At 72.5% G+C, this 18,365-nt stretch carries 15 protein-coding genes and 1 pseudogene; 6 read left to right on the top strand and 10 right to left on the bottom strand.

Annotation, left to right across the window (positions count from 1 at the left end; genetic code table 11):
* Nucleotides 1-160 precede the first annotated feature (160 nt).
* Both ABEA26_RS28845 and ABEA26_RS28840 read right to left on the bottom strand, forming a co-directional pair.
* The gene (locus ABEA26_RS28845) at nucleotides 161-1,405 is read right to left on the bottom strand and encodes a sensor histidine kinase (protein WP_345596293.1); all 1,245 of its coding nucleotides are present in this window, start codon (nucleotides 1,403-1,405) and stop codon (nucleotides 161-163) included.
* A 6-nt stretch (nucleotides 1,406-1,411) separates the two neighbouring features.
* Nucleotides 1,412-2,065, bottom strand: a complete 654-nt coding sequence (locus ABEA26_RS28840) for a response regulator transcription factor (RefSeq protein ID WP_130438183.1) — start codon at nucleotides 2,063-2,065, stop codon at nucleotides 1,412-1,414.
* Nucleotides 2,066-2,525: 460 nt separating this feature from the next.
* Between ABEA26_RS28840 and ABEA26_RS28835 the strand changes: the two genes are divergently transcribed.
* Nucleotides 2,526-2,699 (top strand): hypothetical protein, encoded by a 174-nt coding sequence (locus tag ABEA26_RS28835; RefSeq protein WP_279564697.1) that lies wholly within the window; start codon nucleotides 2,526-2,528, stop codon nucleotides 2,697-2,699.
* Nucleotides 2,700-3,252: 553 nt separating this feature from the next.
* Here ABEA26_RS28835 and ABEA26_RS28830 read toward each other — a convergent pair.
* Both ABEA26_RS28830 and ABEA26_RS28825 read right to left on the bottom strand, forming a co-directional pair.
* Nucleotides 3,253-4,071 (bottom strand): inositol monophosphatase family protein, encoded by an 819-nt coding sequence (locus ABEA26_RS28830; protein WP_345596291.1) that lies wholly within the window; start codon nucleotides 4,069-4,071, stop codon nucleotides 3,253-3,255.
* Between the two features lie 8 nt (nucleotides 4,072-4,079).
* On the bottom strand, nucleotides 4,080-5,207 hold the full coding sequence (locus ABEA26_RS28825) for a ferrochelatase (protein WP_345596290.1): 1,128 nt from the start codon (nucleotides 5,205-5,207) through the stop codon (nucleotides 4,080-4,082).
* A gap of 163 nt (nucleotides 5,208-5,370) precedes the next feature.
* Here ABEA26_RS28825 and ABEA26_RS28820 point away from each other — a divergent pair, with 163 nt between their 5' ends.
* Together ABEA26_RS28820 and ABEA26_RS28815 are read left to right on the top strand one after the other, a co-directional pair.
* On the top strand, nucleotides 5,371-6,627 hold the full coding sequence (locus tag ABEA26_RS28820) for an MFS transporter (RefSeq protein ID WP_345596289.1): 1,257 nt from the start codon (nucleotides 5,371-5,373) through the stop codon (nucleotides 6,625-6,627).
* The gene (locus tag ABEA26_RS28815; RefSeq protein WP_345596288.1) at nucleotides 6,569-7,915 is read left to right on the top strand and encodes a D-arabinono-1,4-lactone oxidase; all 1,347 of its coding nucleotides are present in this window, start codon (nucleotides 6,569-6,571) and stop codon (nucleotides 7,913-7,915) included. Before ABEA26_RS28820 ends, ABEA26_RS28815 begins: the two co-directional genes overlap by 59 nt.
* Here the strand turns inward: ABEA26_RS28815 and ABEA26_RS28810 are convergent.
* Nucleotides 7,839-8,699, bottom strand: a complete 861-nt coding sequence (locus tag ABEA26_RS28810) for a hypothetical protein (RefSeq protein ID WP_345596287.1) — start codon at nucleotides 8,697-8,699, stop codon at nucleotides 7,839-7,841. The two genes, ABEA26_RS28815 and ABEA26_RS28810, sit on opposite strands and share 77 nt — an antisense overlap.
* 477 nt (nucleotides 8,700-9,176) lie before the next feature.
* Between ABEA26_RS28810 and sepH the strand changes: the two genes are divergently transcribed.
* A complete protein-coding gene (sepH, locus tag ABEA26_RS28805; RefSeq protein WP_345596286.1) occupies nucleotides 9,177-10,235 on the top strand; it encodes a septation protein SepH in 1,059 nt (352 codons plus the stop codon).
* An 82-nt stretch (nucleotides 10,236-10,317) separates the two neighbouring features.
* On the opposite strand, the gene ABEA26_RS28800 is transcribed toward sepH, so the two are convergent.
* Nucleotides 10,318-11,196 carry a sulfurtransferase gene (locus tag ABEA26_RS28800; RefSeq protein ID WP_345596285.1) on the bottom strand — a complete coding sequence of 293 codons (879 nt, stop codon included), beginning with the start codon at nucleotides 11,194-11,196 and terminating at the stop codon, nucleotides 10,318-10,320.
* A gap of 266 nt (nucleotides 11,197-11,462) precedes the next feature.
* Here ABEA26_RS28800 and ABEA26_RS28795 point away from each other — a divergent pair, with 266 nt between their 5' ends.
* Nucleotides 11,463-12,266, top strand: coding sequence for a VOC family protein (locus tag ABEA26_RS28795; RefSeq protein WP_345596284.1), 804 nt, complete (start codon nucleotides 11,463-11,465; stop codon nucleotides 12,264-12,266).
* 163 nt (nucleotides 12,267-12,429) lie between these two features.
* Here the strand turns inward: ABEA26_RS28795 and ABEA26_RS28790 are convergent.
* From ABEA26_RS28790 to ABEA26_RS28775, 4 genes and pseudogenes are all read right to left on the bottom strand, one after another.
* Nucleotides 12,430-13,068: pseudogene (locus ABEA26_RS28790) on the bottom strand (thymidine kinase); the annotation flags it as partial.
* Between the two features lie 47 nt (nucleotides 13,069-13,115).
* Nucleotides 13,116-14,309 carry an alkaline phosphatase family protein gene (locus ABEA26_RS28785; protein ID WP_345596283.1) on the bottom strand — a complete coding sequence of 398 codons (1,194 nt, stop codon included), beginning with the start codon at nucleotides 14,307-14,309 and terminating at the stop codon, nucleotides 13,116-13,118.
* A complete protein-coding gene (locus tag ABEA26_RS28780) occupies nucleotides 14,309-14,905 on the bottom strand; it encodes a DUF5998 family protein (protein ID WP_345596294.1) in 597 nt (198 codons plus the stop codon). Before ABEA26_RS28780 ends, ABEA26_RS28785 begins: the two co-directional genes overlap by 1 nt.
* Nucleotides 14,906-14,966: 61 nt before the next feature.
* Nucleotides 14,967-17,843 carry a bifunctional acetate--CoA ligase family protein/GNAT family N-acetyltransferase gene (locus ABEA26_RS28775; protein ID WP_345596282.1) on the bottom strand — a complete coding sequence of 959 codons (2,877 nt, stop codon included), beginning with the start codon at nucleotides 17,841-17,843 and terminating at the stop codon, nucleotides 14,967-14,969.
* A 197-nt stretch (nucleotides 17,844-18,040) separates the two neighbouring features.
* On the opposite strand from ABEA26_RS28775, the gene ABEA26_RS28770 reads away from it, so the two are divergent.
* Entirely contained in the window at nucleotides 18,041-18,322 is a 282-nt protein-coding gene (locus tag ABEA26_RS28770) for an HPr family phosphocarrier protein (protein WP_053138275.1), read from the top strand.
* Nucleotides 18,323-18,365 lie beyond the last annotated feature (43 nt).

Raw genomic sequence — 18,365 nt, 5'->3', positions numbered from 1 at the left:
CATTTTTCCGGCATTCCGGCAGGGTGCATGATCACGGAGAGTAGATGGCGGGAAAGCCCCCGTTGTGATCGATCACACAGGCAACCTCCGGGCCGACGGCCTGAAAATTCCGCTCAAAGCGAACATCCTCGGGTCTCGGCGAGATGTCGGGGTCATGATCTCAGATGGGCAGGGTCACACGCATCACGAGCCCTCCGCCCTCGCGCGGCTGCGCGTAGATGTGCCCGCCGTGCGCCCGGGCCACGGACCGCGCGATGGACAGACCGAGGCCGACACCCTTGTCGCTGCCCGTACGCTCGGTGCGCAGCCGCCGGAACGGCTCGAAGATGTTGTCCACCTCGTACGCCGGTACGACCGGGCCCGTGTTGGTGACCACGAGGACCGCCTGGCCGTTCTCCACCGCGGTGGTGACCTCCACCCAGCCCTGGGCGGCCACGTTGTAGCGCACGGCGTTCTGTACGAGGTTCAGGGCGATGCGCTCCAGCAGGACGCCGTTGCCCTGGACCACCGCGGCCTCGCGCGTGCCGCGGATCTCCACGCCCTTGGTCTCCGCCTCCGCGTGCACCTGGTCGACGGCCTGGCCGGCCACCTCCGCGAGGTCCACCGGTTTACGTTCGACGATCTGGTTGTCGCTGCGGGCGAGCAGCAGCAGGCCCTCGACGAGCTGCTCACTGCGCTCGTTGGTGGCCAGGAGCGTCTTGCCGAGCTGCTGGAGCTCCATCGGGGCGTTCGGATCGGACAGGTGCACTTCCAGGAGGGTGCGGTTGATCGCCAGCGGCGTGCGCAGCTCGTGGGAGGCGTTGCCGACGAAGCGCTGCTGGGCGGTGAAGGCCCGTTGCAGCCGCTCCAGCATGTCGTCGAAGGTGTCCGCCAACTCCTTCAGCTCGTCGTCCGGGCCGTCCAGCTCGATCCGCCGGGAGAGGTCGGATCCCGCCACCGCGCGCGCGGTGCGGGTGATCCGGCCCAGCGGGGACAGCACGCGTCCGGCCATGGCGTAGCCGAAGGCGAAGGCGATCACGGCCAGACCGAGCAGGGCCAGCAGCGAGCGGCTGAGCAGCCGGTCGAGGGCTGCCTGGCGCTGACGGTCGATGCAGTCGCTGATCGCGGCGTTGAACTGCGACAGCGACAGGTTGCCGTTGGTGACCCCCGGGCAGTCGTTGCTGGTCACCCGGAGACCCTCGAAGTCGACGATCTTGTACAGCGGTTGATTGCCGGTGCGCACCGCCTCGGCGGCGAGCAGGTAGATGATCGACAGCAGCAGGATACCGGCGATCAGGAACATGCCGCCGTACAGCAGCGTGAGCCTTATCCGGATGGTGGGACGCAGCCACGGCAGCGGGGTGGCCGACCGCGGGTCCCAGGTGGGCTTCGGAGGCGCCCCGGGGGGCGCGGGTGTCGTCGCCACGGTCGATCAGATCCGGTAGCCGGAGCCGGGGACGGTGACGATGACGGGCGGCTCGCCCAGCTTGCGGCGCAGGGTCATGACCGTCACACGAACGACGTTGGTGAACGGGTCGGTGTTCTCGTCCCAGGCCTTCTCCAGTAGCTGCTCCGCCGAGACGACCGCGCCCTCGCTGCGCATGAGCACCTCCAGCACGGCGAACTCCTTGGGCGCGAGCTGCACCTCCTTGCCGTCGCGGAAGACCTCGCGGCGGTTGGGGTCGAGCTTGATCCCGGCGCGCTCCAGGACGGGCGGCAGAGGCACGCTGGTACGCCGGCCCAGGGCGCGCACGCGTGCGATGAGCTCGCTGAACGCGAAGGGCTTGGGCAGATAGTCGTCGGCGCCGATCTCCAGGCCCTCCACCCGGTCACTGACGTCGCCGGAGGCCGTGAGCATCAGCACACGCGTGGCCATACCGAGCTCGACGATCTTGCGGCACACGTCGTCGCCGTGGACGAGCGGGAGGTCGCGGTCGAGGACGACCACGTCGTAGTCGTTGACGCCGATGCGCTCCAGGGCGGCCGCACCGTCGTACACGACGTCGACGGCCATGGCCTCCCGGCGCAGTCCGGTGGCCACCGCATCGGCGAGCAGCTGCTCGTCCTCGACGACAAGTACGCGCACGTCGCTTGTCCTTCCTGTGTCCACCCACGTAGCGCTTCTCGGCGCACGGGGGCAGGGGGCTGGTGGGTGTGTTGCCTCCATCCTGCCCTTTTCGGCCATAAGTCGGCGGTAAGACGGGTGAGGGCCGGTGACGACGCGCGGCGTCCCCCCGGCGGCAGGACAGGCCGGGCGGGCCGGGAACGGCGGCGGAGGCGGGAATGCGAGATTTTCTCGCGCGGTTGAGGTTTCCGCGGAAGGGAGCGGGGGGAGGACGGCTTTACACCCCGCGATCACGCTCTGCCTGTACCGCGTCACCGCGCGGTATGCCGCGGTCCGCTTCCGCAGAGCGGGCGTGGGTGTCCGGCACCGCCGCCGCCCGGCAGGGCAGCGCCGGGCACTCCACCGGAGACGTGATCGTCCCTTCCGAACGGCACACCCCCGTGCCATCGACCCACCACGACCCAGGACGAGGGGGCGCAGCATGGACGCTTTCACCGCAGGACTTCTGCAGCGCATAAAGACGACCGAGTCCGACCTGTCCCGGGCCCGCGACGAGGGGGACGAGTTCCTCGTCGAGGTGGAGCTGGGAGAGCTCGACGACCTGCGCCGTCTCGCTGCCGAGCACGGTGTGGAGGTCGGCGCGACCAGCGTCTGACCGGCCCGTGAGCGACGAGGCCCCGGCGGGATCCAGCGCCGGGGCCTCGTCGTGCGGGCCGCCGTCCGGCGGTGACCGGTCGGGGGCGCGGACGCCGGGCCTGGCTGGGCGGGGTCAGGGCCGACGCCCGGCCGGCCGCACGCGGCAGCGCCTGTCGGAGGCTCTGCCGCGACAACGGCCGTCACTCGACGGCGGATCGCCCGGGCCCCAGCGCTGAAACACCCGGCCCGACGGCGGATCGCCCCGACCCTCAACGCCGAAACACCCCGGCCCGACGGCGGACCACCCCGCCCCCAACACCGAACCCCGACCCGCCGGCGGATCGCCCCGGCCTCCAGCGCTCAAACGCCCCGGCCCGACGGCGGGTCACCCGGTGAACGTCGGCCGCCGCACGCTTTTGTGCCGGCCGGACGCACCGGCAGTCGGCGCCGGGGCCCCGGCGGGCGGATCACGCCGAGGACGCGGGGCCGGCTCGCCCCGCCGCGCTGATCGGGCGCCGCCGCCGCTCCCCTGCCACCCTCCTGCGACAACGGCGCCCGAGCCGCCGGCACGGCTACGCGCCGAAGTCCGTCAGGAGCCGCTGGAGGGGTCCGAAGACCTCCGGGGTGGCCGCGATCGTCAGGTCGCCGGACGGGCGCTCACCGGGGCGTCCACCGGTCACCGCGCCCGCTTCCCGGGCGATCAGGTCGCCCGCCGCGAGGTCCCAGGGATGCAGCCCGCGCTCGTAGTAGCCGTCGAGGCGTCCCGCGGCCACGTCGCACAGGTCGATCGCGGCCGAGCCGCCGCGCCGGATGTCGCGCACCAGCGGGATCAGCCGCCGCGCGATGTCGGCCTGCTCGGCACGGACGTCGGCGACGTAGTTGAAGCCGGTGGAGACCAGTGCCTGGTCCAGCGGCGCCGCGGGCCGGCAGGTGAGCCTGCGTTCGCCGTCCCAGGCCCCCGTCGCCCAGGCTCCGCCGCCCAGCACCGCGTGGTACGACTCACGCCGCATGGGGGCCACGACCGCCCCGGCCACCCGCTCGCCGTCCTGCTCGGCGGCGATGGAGACCGCCCAGGTGGGCAGTCCGTACAGATAGTTGACCGTGCCGTCGAGCGGGTCGATGACCCAGCGGACGCCACTCGTGCCCTCGGTGGCCGAGCCCTCCTCGCCGAGGAAGCCGTCGTCGGGGCGGTGTTCGGCGATCAGGCCGGTGATCAGCTTCTCCGCCGCGATGTCCATCTCGGTGACCACGTCGATCGGGCTGGACTTGGTGGCGGCGACCGCCAGGTCGGCCGGGCGGCCGTCGCGCAACAGCTCTCCCGCGCGGTGGGCGGCCTCCAGGGCGATCCTCAGCAGCTCGGCGTGGAGGGGGTGGGGCGTCACGTCGGTCACGGGGTTCCTCACGCGTAGGGGCTGTCGGCGCCCGCGGCGGCGGGGCGGGGGGCGCGGGCGGGGCAGCAGCCGACCGGACACAGGTTGTGGTCGGCGCCCAGCGCGCCGAGCGCGCACGGTGCGACCTCCTGCCCGCGCTCGTCCCCGGCCCGCTCCAGGACCAGGTCGCGGACCGCGGCGGCGAACCGCGGGTCGGCCCCGACGGTGGCCGAACGGCGTACCGGCAGGCCCAGCTCCTCCGCCTTGGCCCTGGCCTCCGTGTCGAGGTCGTACAGGACCTCCATGTGGTCGGAGACGAAGCCGATGGGGGCCATCACCACGGCGGGGACCCCGGCCGCGTGGCGCTCCTCCAGGTGGTCGCAGATGTCGGGCTCCAGCCACGGGGTGTGCGGGGCGCCGGAGCGGGACTGGTAGACGAGCTGCCAGGGGTGGTCGACGCCGGTGCGCTCGCGGACGGCGTCGGCGATCACCTGCGCCACGTCCAGGTGCTGGCGTACGTACGCGCCGCCGTCACCGTGCTCCTCGACCGGGCCGGAGGTGTCCGCGGCCGAGGTGGGGATCGAGTGGGTGCAGAAGGCGATGTGGGCGCGGCCCCGCACCTCCTCGGGCAGCTCGGCGAGGGACCGGACGACCCCGTCGACCATGGGCTCGACGAAGCCCGGGTGGTTGAAGTAGTGCCGCAGCTTGTCGACCTTCGGCAGCTCCAGTCCCTCGGCCTCCAGGTCGGCGAGCGCGTCCGCGAGGTTCTCGCGGTACTGGCGGCAGCCCGAGTACGAGGCGTAGGCGCTGGTGGCGAGGACGAGGACGCGGCGGCGTCCGTCGCGGACCATCTCGCGCAGGGTGTCCGTCAGGTACGGCGCCCAGTTGCGGTTGCCCCAGTAGACCGGCAGGTCCAGGCCGTGCTCGGCGAAGTCCTTGCGGAGGGCGTCCAGCAGGGCGCGGTTCTGGTCGTTGATGGGGCTGACCCCGCCGAAGAGGAAGTAGTGCTGGCCGACTTCCTTGAGGCGTTCCTTGGGGATGCCGCGTCCGCGTGTCACGTTCTCCAGGAACGGAACCACGTCGTCCGGGCCCTCAGGGCCGCCGAACGAGAGCAGGAGCAGGGCGTCGTAGGGGCTGACATCGAGCACGTCTGGCATGTCTCGATCCTGCCACCCGGCACTGACAGCGGGAAAACGGTGGGTGCCAACGGTGCGTTTCGCCAGGTCCGCGGGGGTGTTTACGGGCTGTCCGACGAGTAAGCTGTATCGACTGCGTTCGGACCTTACCGATCACTCCACTGAGTCGTTTCCGGAGACCGCGTTGCCCAGCCCCTACCGCGCCCTGTTCGCCGCCCCCGGCTCCAAGGCCTTCTCCACCGCGGGCTTCCTCGGCCGGATGCCGCTGTCGATGATGGGCATCGGCGTGGTGACCATGATCTCGCAGCTCACCGGCCGGTACGGGCTGGCCGGCGCACTGTCGGCCACCATCGCGCTCGCCGCCGCCGTGGCCGGGCCGCAGGTCTCCCGACTGGTGGACCGGTACGGCCAGCGACGGGTACTGCGTCCGGCGACCCTCGTATCGCTCACCGCGGCGGCCGTGCTGCTGCCTGCCGCGCACTACGGCTGGCCGGACTGGGTGCTGTTCGTGGCCTGCGTCGGCATCGGCTGCGTGCCGAGTCTCGGCGCGATGGTCCGGGCCCGTTGGGCGGCCCTGTACCGGGGCACGCCGCAGCTGCACACCGCGTACTCCTTCGAGTCCGTGGTGGACGAGATCTGCTTCATCTTCGGGCCGATCGTCTCCATCGGTCTGTCCACGGCCTGGTTCCCGGAGGCCGGGCCGCTGTTCGCCGCCTGCTTCCTGGCGACGGGCGTCTTCTGGCTGACCGCGCAGCACGCCACCGAGCCGGAGCCGCATCCGCGCGAGCACAAGGGCGGCGGCAGCCCGCTGCGCTCACGGGGGCTCCAGGTCCTGGTCGTCACGTTCGTGGCGACGGGGGCGATCTTCGGGGCCATCGACGTGGTCACCGTGGCCTTCGCCGAGGAGGAGGGACACAAGGCCGCCGCCAGCCTCGTACTGGCCCTGTACGCGGCGGGGTCGTGCACGGCGGCCATGGTCTTCGGGCTGATGCGTTTCGCCGGGCCGCCGGAACGCCGCTGGCTGCTGGGCGTCTGTGCGATGGGCGTGAGTATGATCCCCCTCCTACTGGTCGGAAACCTGCTGTTTCTGGCCGCGGCGCTGTTCGTTGCGGGTCTGTCCATCGCTCCCACGATGATCACGACGATGTCCCTCATCGAAGAGCACGTACCGCGCACGCGGCTCACCGAGGGCATGACCTGGGTGAGCACCGGCCTCGCGGTCGGGGTCGCGCTCGGCTCCTCCGCGGGCGGCTGGGTGATCGACGCCTCCGGGGCGCGTGCGGGGTACGGAGTTCCGGCGGTGGCCGGGGCCGTCGCGGTCGTGGTCGGTTTCCTCGGGTACCGCCGGCTCAAGCGGCCGGATCCGCGTCGGGGAGGGACCGTTGAGCAGCACACGCACGGCGAGCGGGAAGACGAGCGGCAGGAACGGCACATGGCGTAACTGGGGCGGCAACGTCTCCGCACGCCCCGCGCGGGAGGTCACTCCCGCCTCCGTGGAGGAACTGGCCGAGGCCGTTCGCAGGGCGGCCGATGACGGGCTGCGGGTCAAGGCCGTCGGCACCGGGCACTCCTTCACGTCCATAGCCGCGACGGACGGAGTGCTGATACGCCCTCACCTGCTGACCGGAATCCGCGCCATCGACCGCGACGCCATGACGGTCACGGTCGAGGCCGGCACACCGCTCAGGAGACTCAACCTGGCCCTCGCGCGCGAGGGTCTGTCGCTGACGAACATGGGCGACATCATGGAGCAGACCGTCGCCGGGGCCACCAGCACCGGCACCCACGGCACGGGCCGTGACTCGGCCTCGGTCGCCGCCCAGATCCGAGGCCTGGAGATGGTCACGGCGGACGGCTCGGTCCTGAACTGTTCCGACCGGGGGACCGACGAGGAGCGCGCCGTCTTCGCCGCGGCGCGGATCGGCCTCGGCGCGCTGGGCGTCGTCACCGCGATCACCTTCGCCGTGGAGCCGCTCTTCCTGCTCACGGCCCGCGAGGAACCGATGGCCATCGAGCGTGTCCTCGCCGAGTTCGACGAACTGTGGACCGAGAACGAGCACTTCGAGTTCTACTGGTTCCCGCACACCGGCAGCACCAACACCAAGCGCAACAACCGCAGCGCCGGCCCCGAGCGGCCGGTGGGGCGGCTCCAGGGCTGGTTCGAGGACGAGTTCCTGTCCAACGGCGTCTTCGGGGCGGCCAACCTGGTCGGCCGAGCGGCGCCCGCCGCCATCCCCGCGATCGCGCGGATCTCCAGCAGGGCGCTGTCCGCGCGGACGTACACGGACACCCCCTACAAAGTCTTCACATCTCCGCGCCGAGTGCGGTTCGTGGAGATGGAGTACGCCGTCGCGCGCGAGGCCGTCGTCGAGACGCTGCGCGAGCTGAGGGCGATGCTCGACCGCTCCCGGCTGCGGATCAGCTTCCCGGTGGAGGTGCGCACGGCCCCGGCCGACGACATCACACTGTCCACGGCCTCGGGCCGCGACACCGCGTACATCGCCGTCCACATGTTCCGTGGCACGCCCTACCAGGCGTACTTCACCGCCGCCGAGCGCATCTTCACGGCGCACGGGGGACGGCCGCACTGGGGCAAGATCCACACCCGGGACGCCGAGTACTTCTCCCGGGTGTATCCGCGCTTCGGCGAGTTCACGGCGCTGCGGGACCGTCTTGACCCGGACCGTCTGTTCCGGAACGACTACTTGCGCCGGGTTCTGGGACCGTAGCCGAGGCGTCGGGGGCCGGGCTCGTGCCATCGCCGGAGCCCTGCTCCTCCCCGCCGGCGTCAGGGCTGGGCGTCGGGCTGGCCGCCGCACCGCCGTCCTCCTCGGAGTCGCCACCCGACGACGCGCTGTCGCCGGTTTCGCTCGGGGTTCCGGACGGGGTGGCCGCCGGGTCGTCGCCGGAGCCGGAGTCCCCCGGGCCACCCGGCCCACCGGATTCCTGGGAGCCCTCCGGGTCCCCGGAATCCCTGGACTTGCCCGAGCCGCCGGAATCGCCCGACTCCCCCGGGTCCTGGGACGTGGACCTGTCGTGGCCGGAGAATGCGCTGCCGACGGTGGTGCTGTGACCGCCGCCCAGACTCTCACCTGCGGCGACCTCGTACACGGTGATCCCGGTCATGGTGACGCCGAAGACGAGGGCCGCGGCGACCATCGGGCGCTTCCAGCCGGTGGTCCGCGCGCGGTAGACGGTGCCCTCGGTGAACTCACCCGGACCCGCCGCCGTTCGCCCGCCGACTCCCACGGCGCCGACGGTGCGCTTCACCCGGAGCTGCTCGCCGGTGCGCTTGAAGAAGTGCTGGAGGACGGAGCCTCCACAGGTGGCGACGACGCTGATCAGGCCGGCGCCGAGGATCGTGCCGTACACGCCGAAGGAGGAGGCGAGTTTGGCCGCCACCACCGCCGCCAGGGCGCTGCCCGCGACCTGGGGCACGTTCAGGTCGATCCGCTTGGACTTCACCTCCGTACGCACATTCGTCTCACCTGCGTCATCGGGCTTTTCACGCATCCACGGACCTTGCCTGTCTTTCCCGTACGTGATCGATCAACTGCACGAGAAAGGGACGTGCGGACGAAACCATTAGTTCCGTTTCTGGTGATTCCGTGAAGTACGCCACCCCCAAGATCGGGGAAATCGCGCCAGGGACGGCCGAGCACCCCTCCTGCCGAAAGTCGGGCGGCGCGCCGATCCACGCACGTGGCCCGAATGGAGTACTGTTGCGAGCCCTGGGTCCGGCCTCCCGACAGGGGGTTCAGATCCAGGACCTCGAAGGACCGCCGGGAGGGGGCTAGTTGCGCAGGGTGACCGAGCCGGTCACTCAACGTTGCAAATGGGTAACCGTGCCATAACGGCGATCCAGTGCCCGAGCCCGACACGCCGGGCAACTCGGCAAGGTTGTGGCAGGCTGCACCCGGGCAGGTCACACTCGACAGAGCGGAAGCAGCGACGCACGTGACGTCGGCAGGCACCACCCGGGAGGTCCCCATGCCCGAACTGCGTGTCGTGGCCGTCTCGAATGACGGCACACGGCTGGTGCTCAAGGCTGCGGACAGCACGGAGTACACGCTTCCGATCGACGAGCGGCTCCGGGCCGCCGTGCGCGGCGACCGTCCCCGCCTCGGCCAGATCGAGATCGAGGTGGAGAGTCATCTCCGCCCCCGCGACATCCAGGCACGTATACGAGCCGGCGCGACCGCGGAAGAGGTCGCCCAGATGGCCGGCATCCCCGTCGACCGCGTACGACGCTTCGAGGGGCCTGTGCTGGCCGAGCGCGCCTTCATGGCGGAGCGGGCCCGCAAGACCCCCGTCCGCCGTCCCGGCGAGAATTCCGGGCCGCCCCTCGGCGAGGCCGTCCAGGAGCGACTGGTGCTGCGCGGCGCCGACAAGGACACCGCCCAGTGGGACTCCTGGCGCCGCGACGACGGCACCTGGGAGGTCCTGCTGGTCTACTTGGCCGCGGGGGAACCCCACTCGGCGAGCTGGACGTACGACCCGCCCCGGCGGCTCGTCCAGGCCGTCGACGAGGAGGCACGCGCGCTGATCGGCGAGTCCGACGACCTCGCCGCGCCCGAGCCCAGCTTCCCGTTCGTCCCGCGCATCGCCCGGCTGCCGCGCGACCGGCCGCTGGACCGCACCCTCGACCGGGAGCAGCGGGAGCGCCCGAGCCTCCCCCCGTCACCGTCCGAGCCGGACGAGGAGACCGCGGTCACCGCCTCGGCCGAACGCGAACGCGACTCGCTCACCAGTCTGCTGGAGGCGGTACCGAGCTTCCGGGGCGACCTGGTGGTACCCGAGCGCGCTCCGGAACCGGTGGAGGAGCCCGTCGAGGAGTCCGAGGTGGAGGAGCCTCCGGCCCCCGCGGCGTCGGCCGGCTCCGCCTACGCCGACGTGCTCATGCCGCGCTCCGTGGCCAGCCACCGCGACCGGCTCACCGGCTCCACCGACCGCCAGGCCGAGGCCGACGGCGTCCGCCCGGGTCGCCGGGCGGCGGTGCCGAGCTGGGACGAGATCGTATTCGGGACACGGCGGAAGAAGCAGGAGTAGGCGGCGTTCGGCGCACGAGAGGGGGACCGCACCCGTACGGGTACGGTCCCCCTCTCGTGCGCCGGGCCCCCTCAAGGCCGTTCTACTGCGGGTCGGGCCCCACCGCGACCGGCCGGCCAGGATCCGACGACCACTCCGACCACGAGCCCACGTACAGCGCCGCCGGAATGCCCGCGACCGCCAGCGCCAGCACCTCGTGGGCGCCCGACACGCCCGAGCCGCAGTACACGCCGACCTCGCCGTCCTCCCCGGCCCCCAAGGCCTTGAAGCGCGCCCGGAGCTCCTCCGCGGGCAGGAAGCGGCCGTTTGCCGCCACGTTGTCCGTCGTCGGCGCGGACACGGCGCCCGGGATGTGACCGCCGACCGGGTCGATCGGCTCCACCTCGCCCCGGTACCGCTCCCCCGCGCGGGCGTCGAGCAGCACCCCGGAGCGGGCCAGCGCGGCGGCCCCGTCCGCGTCGAGCATCCCCGCCGCGTTCGCCGCGCCCATCCCGCCCGTCGCGCCCGGCTCCGGCGTGAAGTCACCCTCCGCGGGAACGGGAACGTCCGTCGACAGCGGCGCCTCCCAGGCCGGCAACCCGCCGTCGAGCACCCGCACGTTCGGGTGACCCGTCCAGCGCAGCAGCCACCACGCGCGGGCCGCCGCCCACCCCTGTCCGCCGTCGTACACGACGACCGGCCGGCCGGACGACACGCCCGCCCGGCGCATCGCCGCGCCGAACACCTCCACGTCGGGCATCGGATGCCGGCCGCGCCCGCCGGGGGCGGAGGCGAGTTCCCTGTCCAGGTCGACGAAGACGGCGCCGGGAAGGTGCCCGGCCGCGTACTCGGCACGACCGTCGAAGGGCGCGGCGCCGGCCGCCCCGGCCGTGCTCAACTGCCAGCGGACGTCGAGCAGGACCGGCGGGTTCGCGCCCGCCAGTGCGTTCACGAGTTCGGGTGCGGAAATGATGGCGTTCATGGCCCCATCCTGGCGTACCGAGTGGCCGCCGCGCCGATGTCGGGCTACTCTGCCCGCCGGACAGTACCGATCACGAGGCGTGCGGGTTCGGGCACATGCTGTACCACCCGGGCAGCCGGGCTGCCCCGAGGGCGTGCCCGAAGCACGCGGCACCAGGTCCGGTGCCGCCATCGGCGCGAAGGTCCGCCGGCGCGGAACCCGTGAGAGCGGATCCACCGGAACGGAAGCGGACGCACGGCCCGCGGAGGGCCGAGAAGAGAGTGACGATGACCGACGCACGGGGGTCGGACGGCCAAAACGGCGAGACGAACGCCCGGCACACGCCCGGCACACCCTGCTGGGTGAGTCTGATGGTGCACGGGCCGGCCGCGACCCAGGAGTTCTACGGAGCGCTGTTCGGCTGGGAGTTCCAGCCCGGCCCGCAGCAGTTGGGCCCCTATGCGCGGGCCCTGCTCGACGGGCGTGAGGTGGCGGGTATCGGCCAACTGCCCCCGGACCGCCACCTGCCCCTCGCCTGGACGCCCTACTTCGCCTCCGACGACGTCGACCGGACGGCCGAAACGGTACGCCTGTGCGGGGGCACGATCGGGGTCGGCCCGCTGGGCGCGGGCGAGGCCGGCCGCCTGGCCATCGGTTCCGACCCGTCGGGCGCCGTCTTCGGCATCTGGCAGGCGGCGGCCCACCTCGGCACGGCCGTCACCGGCGTGCCCGGCACACCGGCGTGGAACGAGCTGATGACATACGAGTCGGCGAACGTCGCCAAGTTCTACGCGACCGTGTTCGGCTTCGAGTCGGTGCCGGAGATCTCCGCCGACCTCGACTCCGTGACGCTGCGCGTGGACGGCCGCCCCGTCGCCGGCGTCCACGGCGTCGGCGACGCCCTGCCCCGCGACCGGGGGCCGCACTGGACGACGTACTTCGAGGTGGCCGACGCGGAGGAGTCCCTGGAGCGCCTCGAGGATCTGGGCGGGCATGTCCTCGAGCCGGTCCGGGACACCGCGCACGGTCGGGTGGCGAGGGCGGCGGATCCGGAGGGAGCACGGATCGCGCTGCTGCAACGCCCCCACTGACGCGCGAAGAAGGTGAGCCGGCCGGCTGCCACCGTGCCGGCCGCCGAGCACACCCTCGCCCCCTCACTCACAGTGGTCGGACCGCATCGCGGAGCCGCGCGACCGCACAACCGGAGGGGTGATCACCCGTGTGGTCCGGGCGGGCGCCCGTCACAGCGGGCGGGACCGGCAGCACGTCCGGTGACAGAGCCGCGGCGTGGGCCGCAGCGGCCGTCATCCGGCGCCGGTGGTGACGTCGGCACAGCACCTCGTAGCCGACCTCGTCGACGGAATGGTCGACGTCCCCGACGACCACCTGGGCGCCCTCGACGACCATGACGCCACCCACGGTGCGGGCGTTGTGCGTGGCGCGGGCGCCGCACCAGCACAGGGCCTCGACCTGGAGCACCTCGACGCGGTCGGCGAGCTCGACCAGCCGCTGGGAGCCGGGGAACAGCTTGGAGCGGAAGTCGGTGGTGATGCCGAAGGCGTACACGTCGATGTGGAGATCGTCGACCACGCGCGCGAGCTGGTCGATCTGGTCGGGGACCAGGAACTGCGCCTCGTCCGCGATCACGTAGTCCGCGCGGCCGCCCTGCGAGAGGTGGTCGACGAGGTAGGCGTACAGGTCCTGGCCGTCCTCGACCTCCACCGCGTCGGTGACCAGGCCGAGGCGTGAGGAGAGCTTGCCCTCGCCCGCGCGGTCGTCGCGGGTGAAGATCATGCCGGCCAGACCGCGTGCCGAGCGGTTGTGCTCGATCTGGAGAGCCAGTGTCGACTTCCCGCAGTCCATCGTTCCGGAGAAGAACACCAGCTCGGGCATGAGGGGTTGAGCACCTTTCGCAGAGAGGTCGGGGGTTCGCAGAGGGGTCAGGAACGTACTTCGAGCAGGGGGACGAGTTGCTCGGCAGGGGTCATCGAGCCGTGGTTGCCGACCATCGACGACTCCTTCGGCTCACGCTCGGAGGCGATGAGCAGGACGTCGTCCCGCGCGGCGGCGATCACGTCGCCGATGCGGTCGTACACCCGGTCGTCGATGCGGGGGCCGAACCAGCCCGCCTCGATCGCCTCGTCCCGCGAGGCCACCCAGAACTGCTCGCCGAGCACCTCGCGCCAGCAGGTCAGTACGTCGTTGTGCGCGCCGGGGACGGCGTACACGTGCCGGGCGCGGCCCTCGCCGCCGAGGAGGGCGACGCCCGCCTTGAGCTCCCAGTCCTCGTCGAAGTCGATGCGGTGGTCCTCGTCGAAGGGCACGTCGATCATTCCGTGGTCGGCGGTGACGTACAGGGCGCTGCGGGGCGGGAGCTGCTCGGCGAGGCGCTGGACGAGACGGTCGACGTGTCCGAGCTGGCCGCGCCAGGTGTCGGAGTCGACGCCGAAGCGGTGGCCGGCGCCGTCGACCTCGGCGTAGTACGTGTAGACGAGGGCGCGGTCGGCGCCGGCCAGCTGCTCGGCGGCGCAGTCCATGCGGTCCTCGCCGGACAGCCGTCCGTGGAAGGCGCCGCCGCTGAGCGCGACCTTGGTCAACGGGGTGTTCGCGAAGGTCGGGGAGGTGACCTGCGCGGCGCGCACGCCCGCCTCGTGGGCGAGCTGGAAGACGGTGGGGTACGGCTGCCAGGGGCCCGGTGCGGTCCACGGCTGCCAGCGCAGCTGGTTCATCAGCGCGCCGGTGGCGGGGTCGCGCACGGTGTAGCCGGGCAGGCCGTGGGCGCCCGGCGGCAGGCCGGTGCCGACGGAGGCGAGGGAGGTCGCGGTGGTCGCCGGGTAGCCGGCGGTGAGGGGGCGCCCGGTGCCGCCTCGTGAGGTGCCCAGCAGCGAACTGAGGAAGGGGGCGTCCTCCGGGTGCGCGCGCAGTTGCTCCCAGCCGAGGCCGTCGATCAGGAACACGCAGTTCCGGTCGGCGGGGGTCAGCTCCGTGATCCCGGCGGTCATGCCGGGTACGCCGAGGCCGGCGGCCAGCGTGGGCAGCAGGTCGGCGAGCGAGCCGGTGCCGTACTCGGGTACGGGGGCGGAGTCGACGGGGAGTGGTTCCGGGTCGGTGTCCCAGGCGGTGTGCTGCACCATCAGCGTGCGGAGTCCGCGGTCGCCTCGGAGAGGGCCTGCGCGAAGGCGAGCGCCTGACGGACCGTCTCCGGGCCGTCGCCGGCCTCGCTGACGCGCAGGCTGAGGTCGTCGGCCGTGGAACTGCCCGTGTAGCCGTGGTCGGCCTCGCAGTTGGGGTCGCCGCAGGCGGCCGGCTCCAGGTCGAGTCGGGAGACGGCGCCCCATCCGATGGTCAGCACGATCTCGCGGGGCAGTGTGCCCGGCTTGTACTGCTCCGGGTTGGCGACCACGCGGCTGACGACGATGGACGAGATCCGGCTGAGCTTGACGGACTCCGTGGACGTCGTCGCGTACGGCGTCGGGGAGGTGTCGTCGGCGGCCTGCTCGTCGGTGTGGCTGACGATGAAGCGGTTGCCGGTGAGCACCAGCACGGTCACGTGCCGCCGCACCTCGTTCTGGTCGAACGTCGTCTCCTGATGGACCACGTACGACCGGACGGGCTCGCCGCCCACGGCGGCCTCCACCGCCTCGGCCACGAGGGCCGGGTAGTAGCCGCTGCGCTCGATCGCCGCTCGCAGCCCCTGGGTCGTCGTACTGGTCTTGGCCATGCCCTCCATCCTACGGGGGCGCACCGACTGCGAGACACGCTCGTGCGGTACCCGCCCCGGGCGGTGGCGGTCAGTACGCCGGCAGGGTCCGCGGGCCGAGGTCGTCCCGGGCGGGAGGGGGCGCGAGGCGGACGGTGGCGCCGAGGACGCTCAGGCCCCGCGGGGCGACGACGACCGGCTCGAGGGTGACCGCGACGACCTCGGGATGGTCGTCCACCAGCCGGGAGACCCGCAGCAGCAGCTCCTCCAGGGCTGAGCTGTCGACGGGGGCCGAGCCACGCCAGCCGAAGAGGAGGGGCGCGGTGCGGATGGAGCGGATGAGGGAGGTGGCGTCCCGGTCGGTGACCGGGATCAGCCGGTGCGCCATGTCGCCGAGCAGCTGCGTGGCCGCCCCGGCCAGCCCGAAGGAGAGCACCGCGCCGGCCGCCGGGTCGATGACCGCGCGTACGACCGTGTCGACGCCGCGCGGGGCCATGCCCTGCACCACCGGGCGCAGCTCCTCGGGCTTCCCGAACAGCTCGGTCAACTCGGTGTACGCCCTCCGCAGCTGTTCCTCGTCCGCGAGGTCCAGGCGTACGCCGCCCAGGTCGGCGCGGTGGCGCAGGTGCGGGGCGGTGGCCTTGAGGGCGACGGGGTAGCCGATGGTCCGCGCGGCGGCGACGGCGGCGTCGGGGGCCGGGGCGGGCAGGGCACGGTGGACATGGATGCCGTACCTGCCGAGCAGGTCGCAGGTCTCCTGGGTGCCGAGGGTGAGCCCCTGCCCGCGCGCGAGGTGCCCGGCTATCAGCTCGGCGGCGCTCTTCTCGTCGATGTCCTCGTACTCCGGCACCTTGCCGGGGTCGGCGGCGTCGCGTCGCCACTGGGCGTAGGCGACGGCCTGGGCGAGGGCGCGGACGGCGCGCTCGGCGGCGGGGTAGGCGGGGATGAGGTGGTCCCCTTCCGGGGCCGGGGCCGGGGCAGTGGCAGTGGCAGTGGCTGACCGCTGGGCCGGAGTGGCGGGCTCTGCCTTTTCGGCGAGCCCCGGAGGGGCTTTCGGCGGTACGCCGACCGACGCGGTGCCCGGCTCGACCTGCGGTGCCGTGCTCGCCGCCGCGGACAGGGCTTCGGCCAGGCCGCCCAGCTCCACGTGGACCACGAGGACGGGCTTGTCGGGCACCTCGGCCGCCGCTGACCGAAGGGCTTCCGCCAGCGCCGCGTCTCCCACCGGCCCCTCCCCCACCGTCGGGATGGCGGTCACCACCACCGCGTCGCACGTGTCGTCGGCCAGGGCCCGGGACAGGGCCCTGTGGAAGTCGTCCGCCGAGGCAGCCGTGGTCAGGTCCAGGGGAGGGTGCGGCCCAAGCCCTTCGGAGAGGCAGGCGTCGTACGTCAGGAGGCCCAGTGACTCCGAGTTCCCCAGGATCGCCACCCTCGGGCCGGCGGGCAGCGGCTGGCGTGCGAGCAGCAGGCCCGCGTCGACCAGGTCCGTGATCGTGTCGACCCGGATCACGCCGGCCTGCCTCAGCAGCGCGGAGACCGTCGCGTGCGGCAGCCGCGTCGCCCGTACGGCGTGCCCCTGGGGTGCCACGCCGCCGTGCCGGGCGCCCTGCACCACGACCAACGGCTTCGCGGCCGCCGTCCGCCTGGCCAGGCGGGTGAACTTGCGCGGGTTGCCGATGGACTCCAGGTACATCAGCGCGACGTCCGTCTCCGGGTCGTCGTACCAGTACTGGAGGACGTCGTTGCCCGAGACGTCGGCCCGGTTGCCGGAGGAGACGAAGGTCGACACACCGGTGACGCCGGTGACTCCCCCACCGCGCCGGTGCAGCCGGGACAGCAGAGCGATGCCGATGGCACCGGACTGGGCGAACAGGCCGATCCGGCCGGGACGCGGCATCTCGGGGGCGAGGGAGGCGTTGAGCCGCACCCGCGGCGAGGTGTTGATGATCCCGAAGGCGTTGGGTCCGATGATCCGCATGCCGTACGTGCGCGCGTGCCGCACGAGTGCGCGCTGGCGTTCGCGTCCCTCGGGGCCGCTGTCGGCGTATCCGGCGGAGATCACCACCAGGCCCTGCACGCCGTGCTCCCCGCATTCGGTGACGACGCCGGGGACGTGCTCGGCGGGCACGGTGACGACGGCGAGGTCGACGGGCCCGTCGATGTCGCGCACCGAGCGGCGCGCCGGGACCCCGTCCAGTTCCGTGCCGTCCTGAGGGAACGCCTTGTTCACCGCGTACAGCGGGCCCGGGTAGCCCGCGTCCCGGATGTTGCCGAGGATGCTGCGGCCCACGCCTCCCGGTGTACGGCCGGTGCCGATGACCGCCACCGACCCGGGCTGCAGCAGCCGCTGAACGGAACGCGCCTCCGCGCGGTGCTCGCGCGCGTACTGCACGGCGAGCGAGCGGTCGGTGGGTTCGAGGTCGAACTCCAGGCGGACCACGCCGTCCTCGAAGCTCCGCTTCTGCGTGTACCCGGCGTCCATGAACACCTTGATCATCTTGGTGTTGGCGGGCAGCACCTCGGCGGCGAAGCGGCGGATGCCGCGCTCGCGGGCGACGGCGGCGATGTGTTCCAGCAGCGCGGAGGCGACGCCGCGCCCCTGGTGTGCGTCCTGGACGAGGAAGGCGACCTCGGCCTCGTCGGCCGGTGCCGAGGCGGGCGTCCCACCGGCACCGATCCGGTCGTAGCGTACGGTGGCGATGAACTCGCCGCCGATGGTGGCCGCGAGTCCCACCCGGTCCACAAAGTCGTGGTGCGTGAAGCGGTGGACGTCCTTGGCGGACAGGCGAGGGTACGGCGCGAAGAAGCGGTAGTACTTCGACTCGTCGGAGACCTGCTCGTAGAAGCTGACCAGGCGCTCGGCGTCATCAACGGTGATGGGGCGGACGCGCGCGGTGCCGCCGTCGCGCAGCACCACGTCGGCCTCCCAGTGGGCGGGGTACTCGTGCCGGTCCGACGAGGTCTGCATGGGCCCCAGAGTACGGCTCGCGTACGACAACGGCGCGAGGCAGTCTGTGGGGACGGAAGGTCGGGCCGAGGCCGCGGTCCGACCACCACACGGGACGGCGCACAGCCGTCCGGGCATGCTTCACGATGTGGGAAACTGGTCTAGACAAGACTGGTCTAGACAACCTGAAACCCTGATTACCCGAAGGGCAGCATCACATGGCTGAGCGCCGCGTCAACGTCGGCTGGGCCGAGGGTCTCCACGCCCGCCCCGCCTCCATCTTCGTCCGAGCCGCCACGGCCACAGGCGTCCCGGTGACGATCGCCAAGGCCGACGGTTCCCCCGTCAACGCGGCCTCCATGCTGGCCGTCCTCGGCCTCGGCGCCCAGGGCGGCGAGGAGATCGTCCTCGCCTCCGACGCCGAGGGCGCGGACGCCGCCCTGGAGCGGCTGGCGAAGCTGGTCTCCGAGGGGCTCGAGGAGCTTCCCGAGACCGTCTGACGGACAGCAGCACCGAAAGGCCCGCCCGGGACCACCGGGCGGG

Source organism: Streptomyces marokkonensis (assembly GCF_039539045.1).
Lineage (GTDB): Bacteria > Actinomycetota > Actinomycetes > Streptomycetales > Streptomycetaceae > Streptomyces > Streptomyces marokkonensis.
The sequence above is the reverse complement of the archived record's forward strand: the minus strand, read 5'-3'. Positions and strand labels throughout refer to the sequence as shown.

Bases quoted from the DNA above. Each gene is read 5' to 3' on its own strand.
- ABEA26_RS28835 (WP_279564697.1), top strand. From the start codon at position 2,526: ATGGACGCTTTCACCGCAGGACTTCTGCAGCGCATAAAGACGACCGAG.
- ABEA26_RS28825 (WP_345596290.1), bottom strand. From the start codon at position 5,207: ATGCCAGACGTGCTCGATGTCAGCCCCTACGACGCCCTGCTCCTGCTC.
- ABEA26_RS28810 (WP_345596287.1), bottom strand. From the start codon at position 8,699: ATGCGTGAAAAGCCCGATGACGCAGGTGAGACGAATGTGCGTACGGAG.
- sepH (WP_345596286.1), top strand. From the start codon at position 9,177: ATGCCCGAACTGCGTGTCGTGGCCGTCTCGAATGACGGCACACGGCTG.
- ABEA26_RS28800 (WP_345596285.1), bottom strand. From the start codon at position 11,196: ATGAACGCCATCATTTCCGCACCCGAACTCGTGAACGCACTGGCGGGC.
- ABEA26_RS28795 (WP_345596284.1), top strand. From the start codon at position 11,463: ATGACCGACGCACGGGGGTCGGACGGCCAAAACGGCGAGACGAACGCC.
- ABEA26_RS28785 (WP_345596283.1), bottom strand. From the start codon at position 14,309: ATGGTGCAGCACACCGCCTGGGACACCGACCCGGAACCACTCCCCGTC.
- ABEA26_RS28780 (WP_345596294.1), bottom strand. From the start codon at position 14,905: ATGGAGGGCATGGCCAAGACCAGTACGACGACCCAGGGGCTGCGAGCG.
- ABEA26_RS28775 (WP_345596282.1), bottom strand. From the start codon at position 17,843: ATGCAGACCTCGTCGGACCGGCACGAGTACCCCGCCCACTGGGAGGCC.
- ABEA26_RS28770 (WP_053138275.1), top strand. From the start codon at position 18,041: ATGGCTGAGCGCCGCGTCAACGTCGGCTGGGCCGAGGGTCTCCACGCC.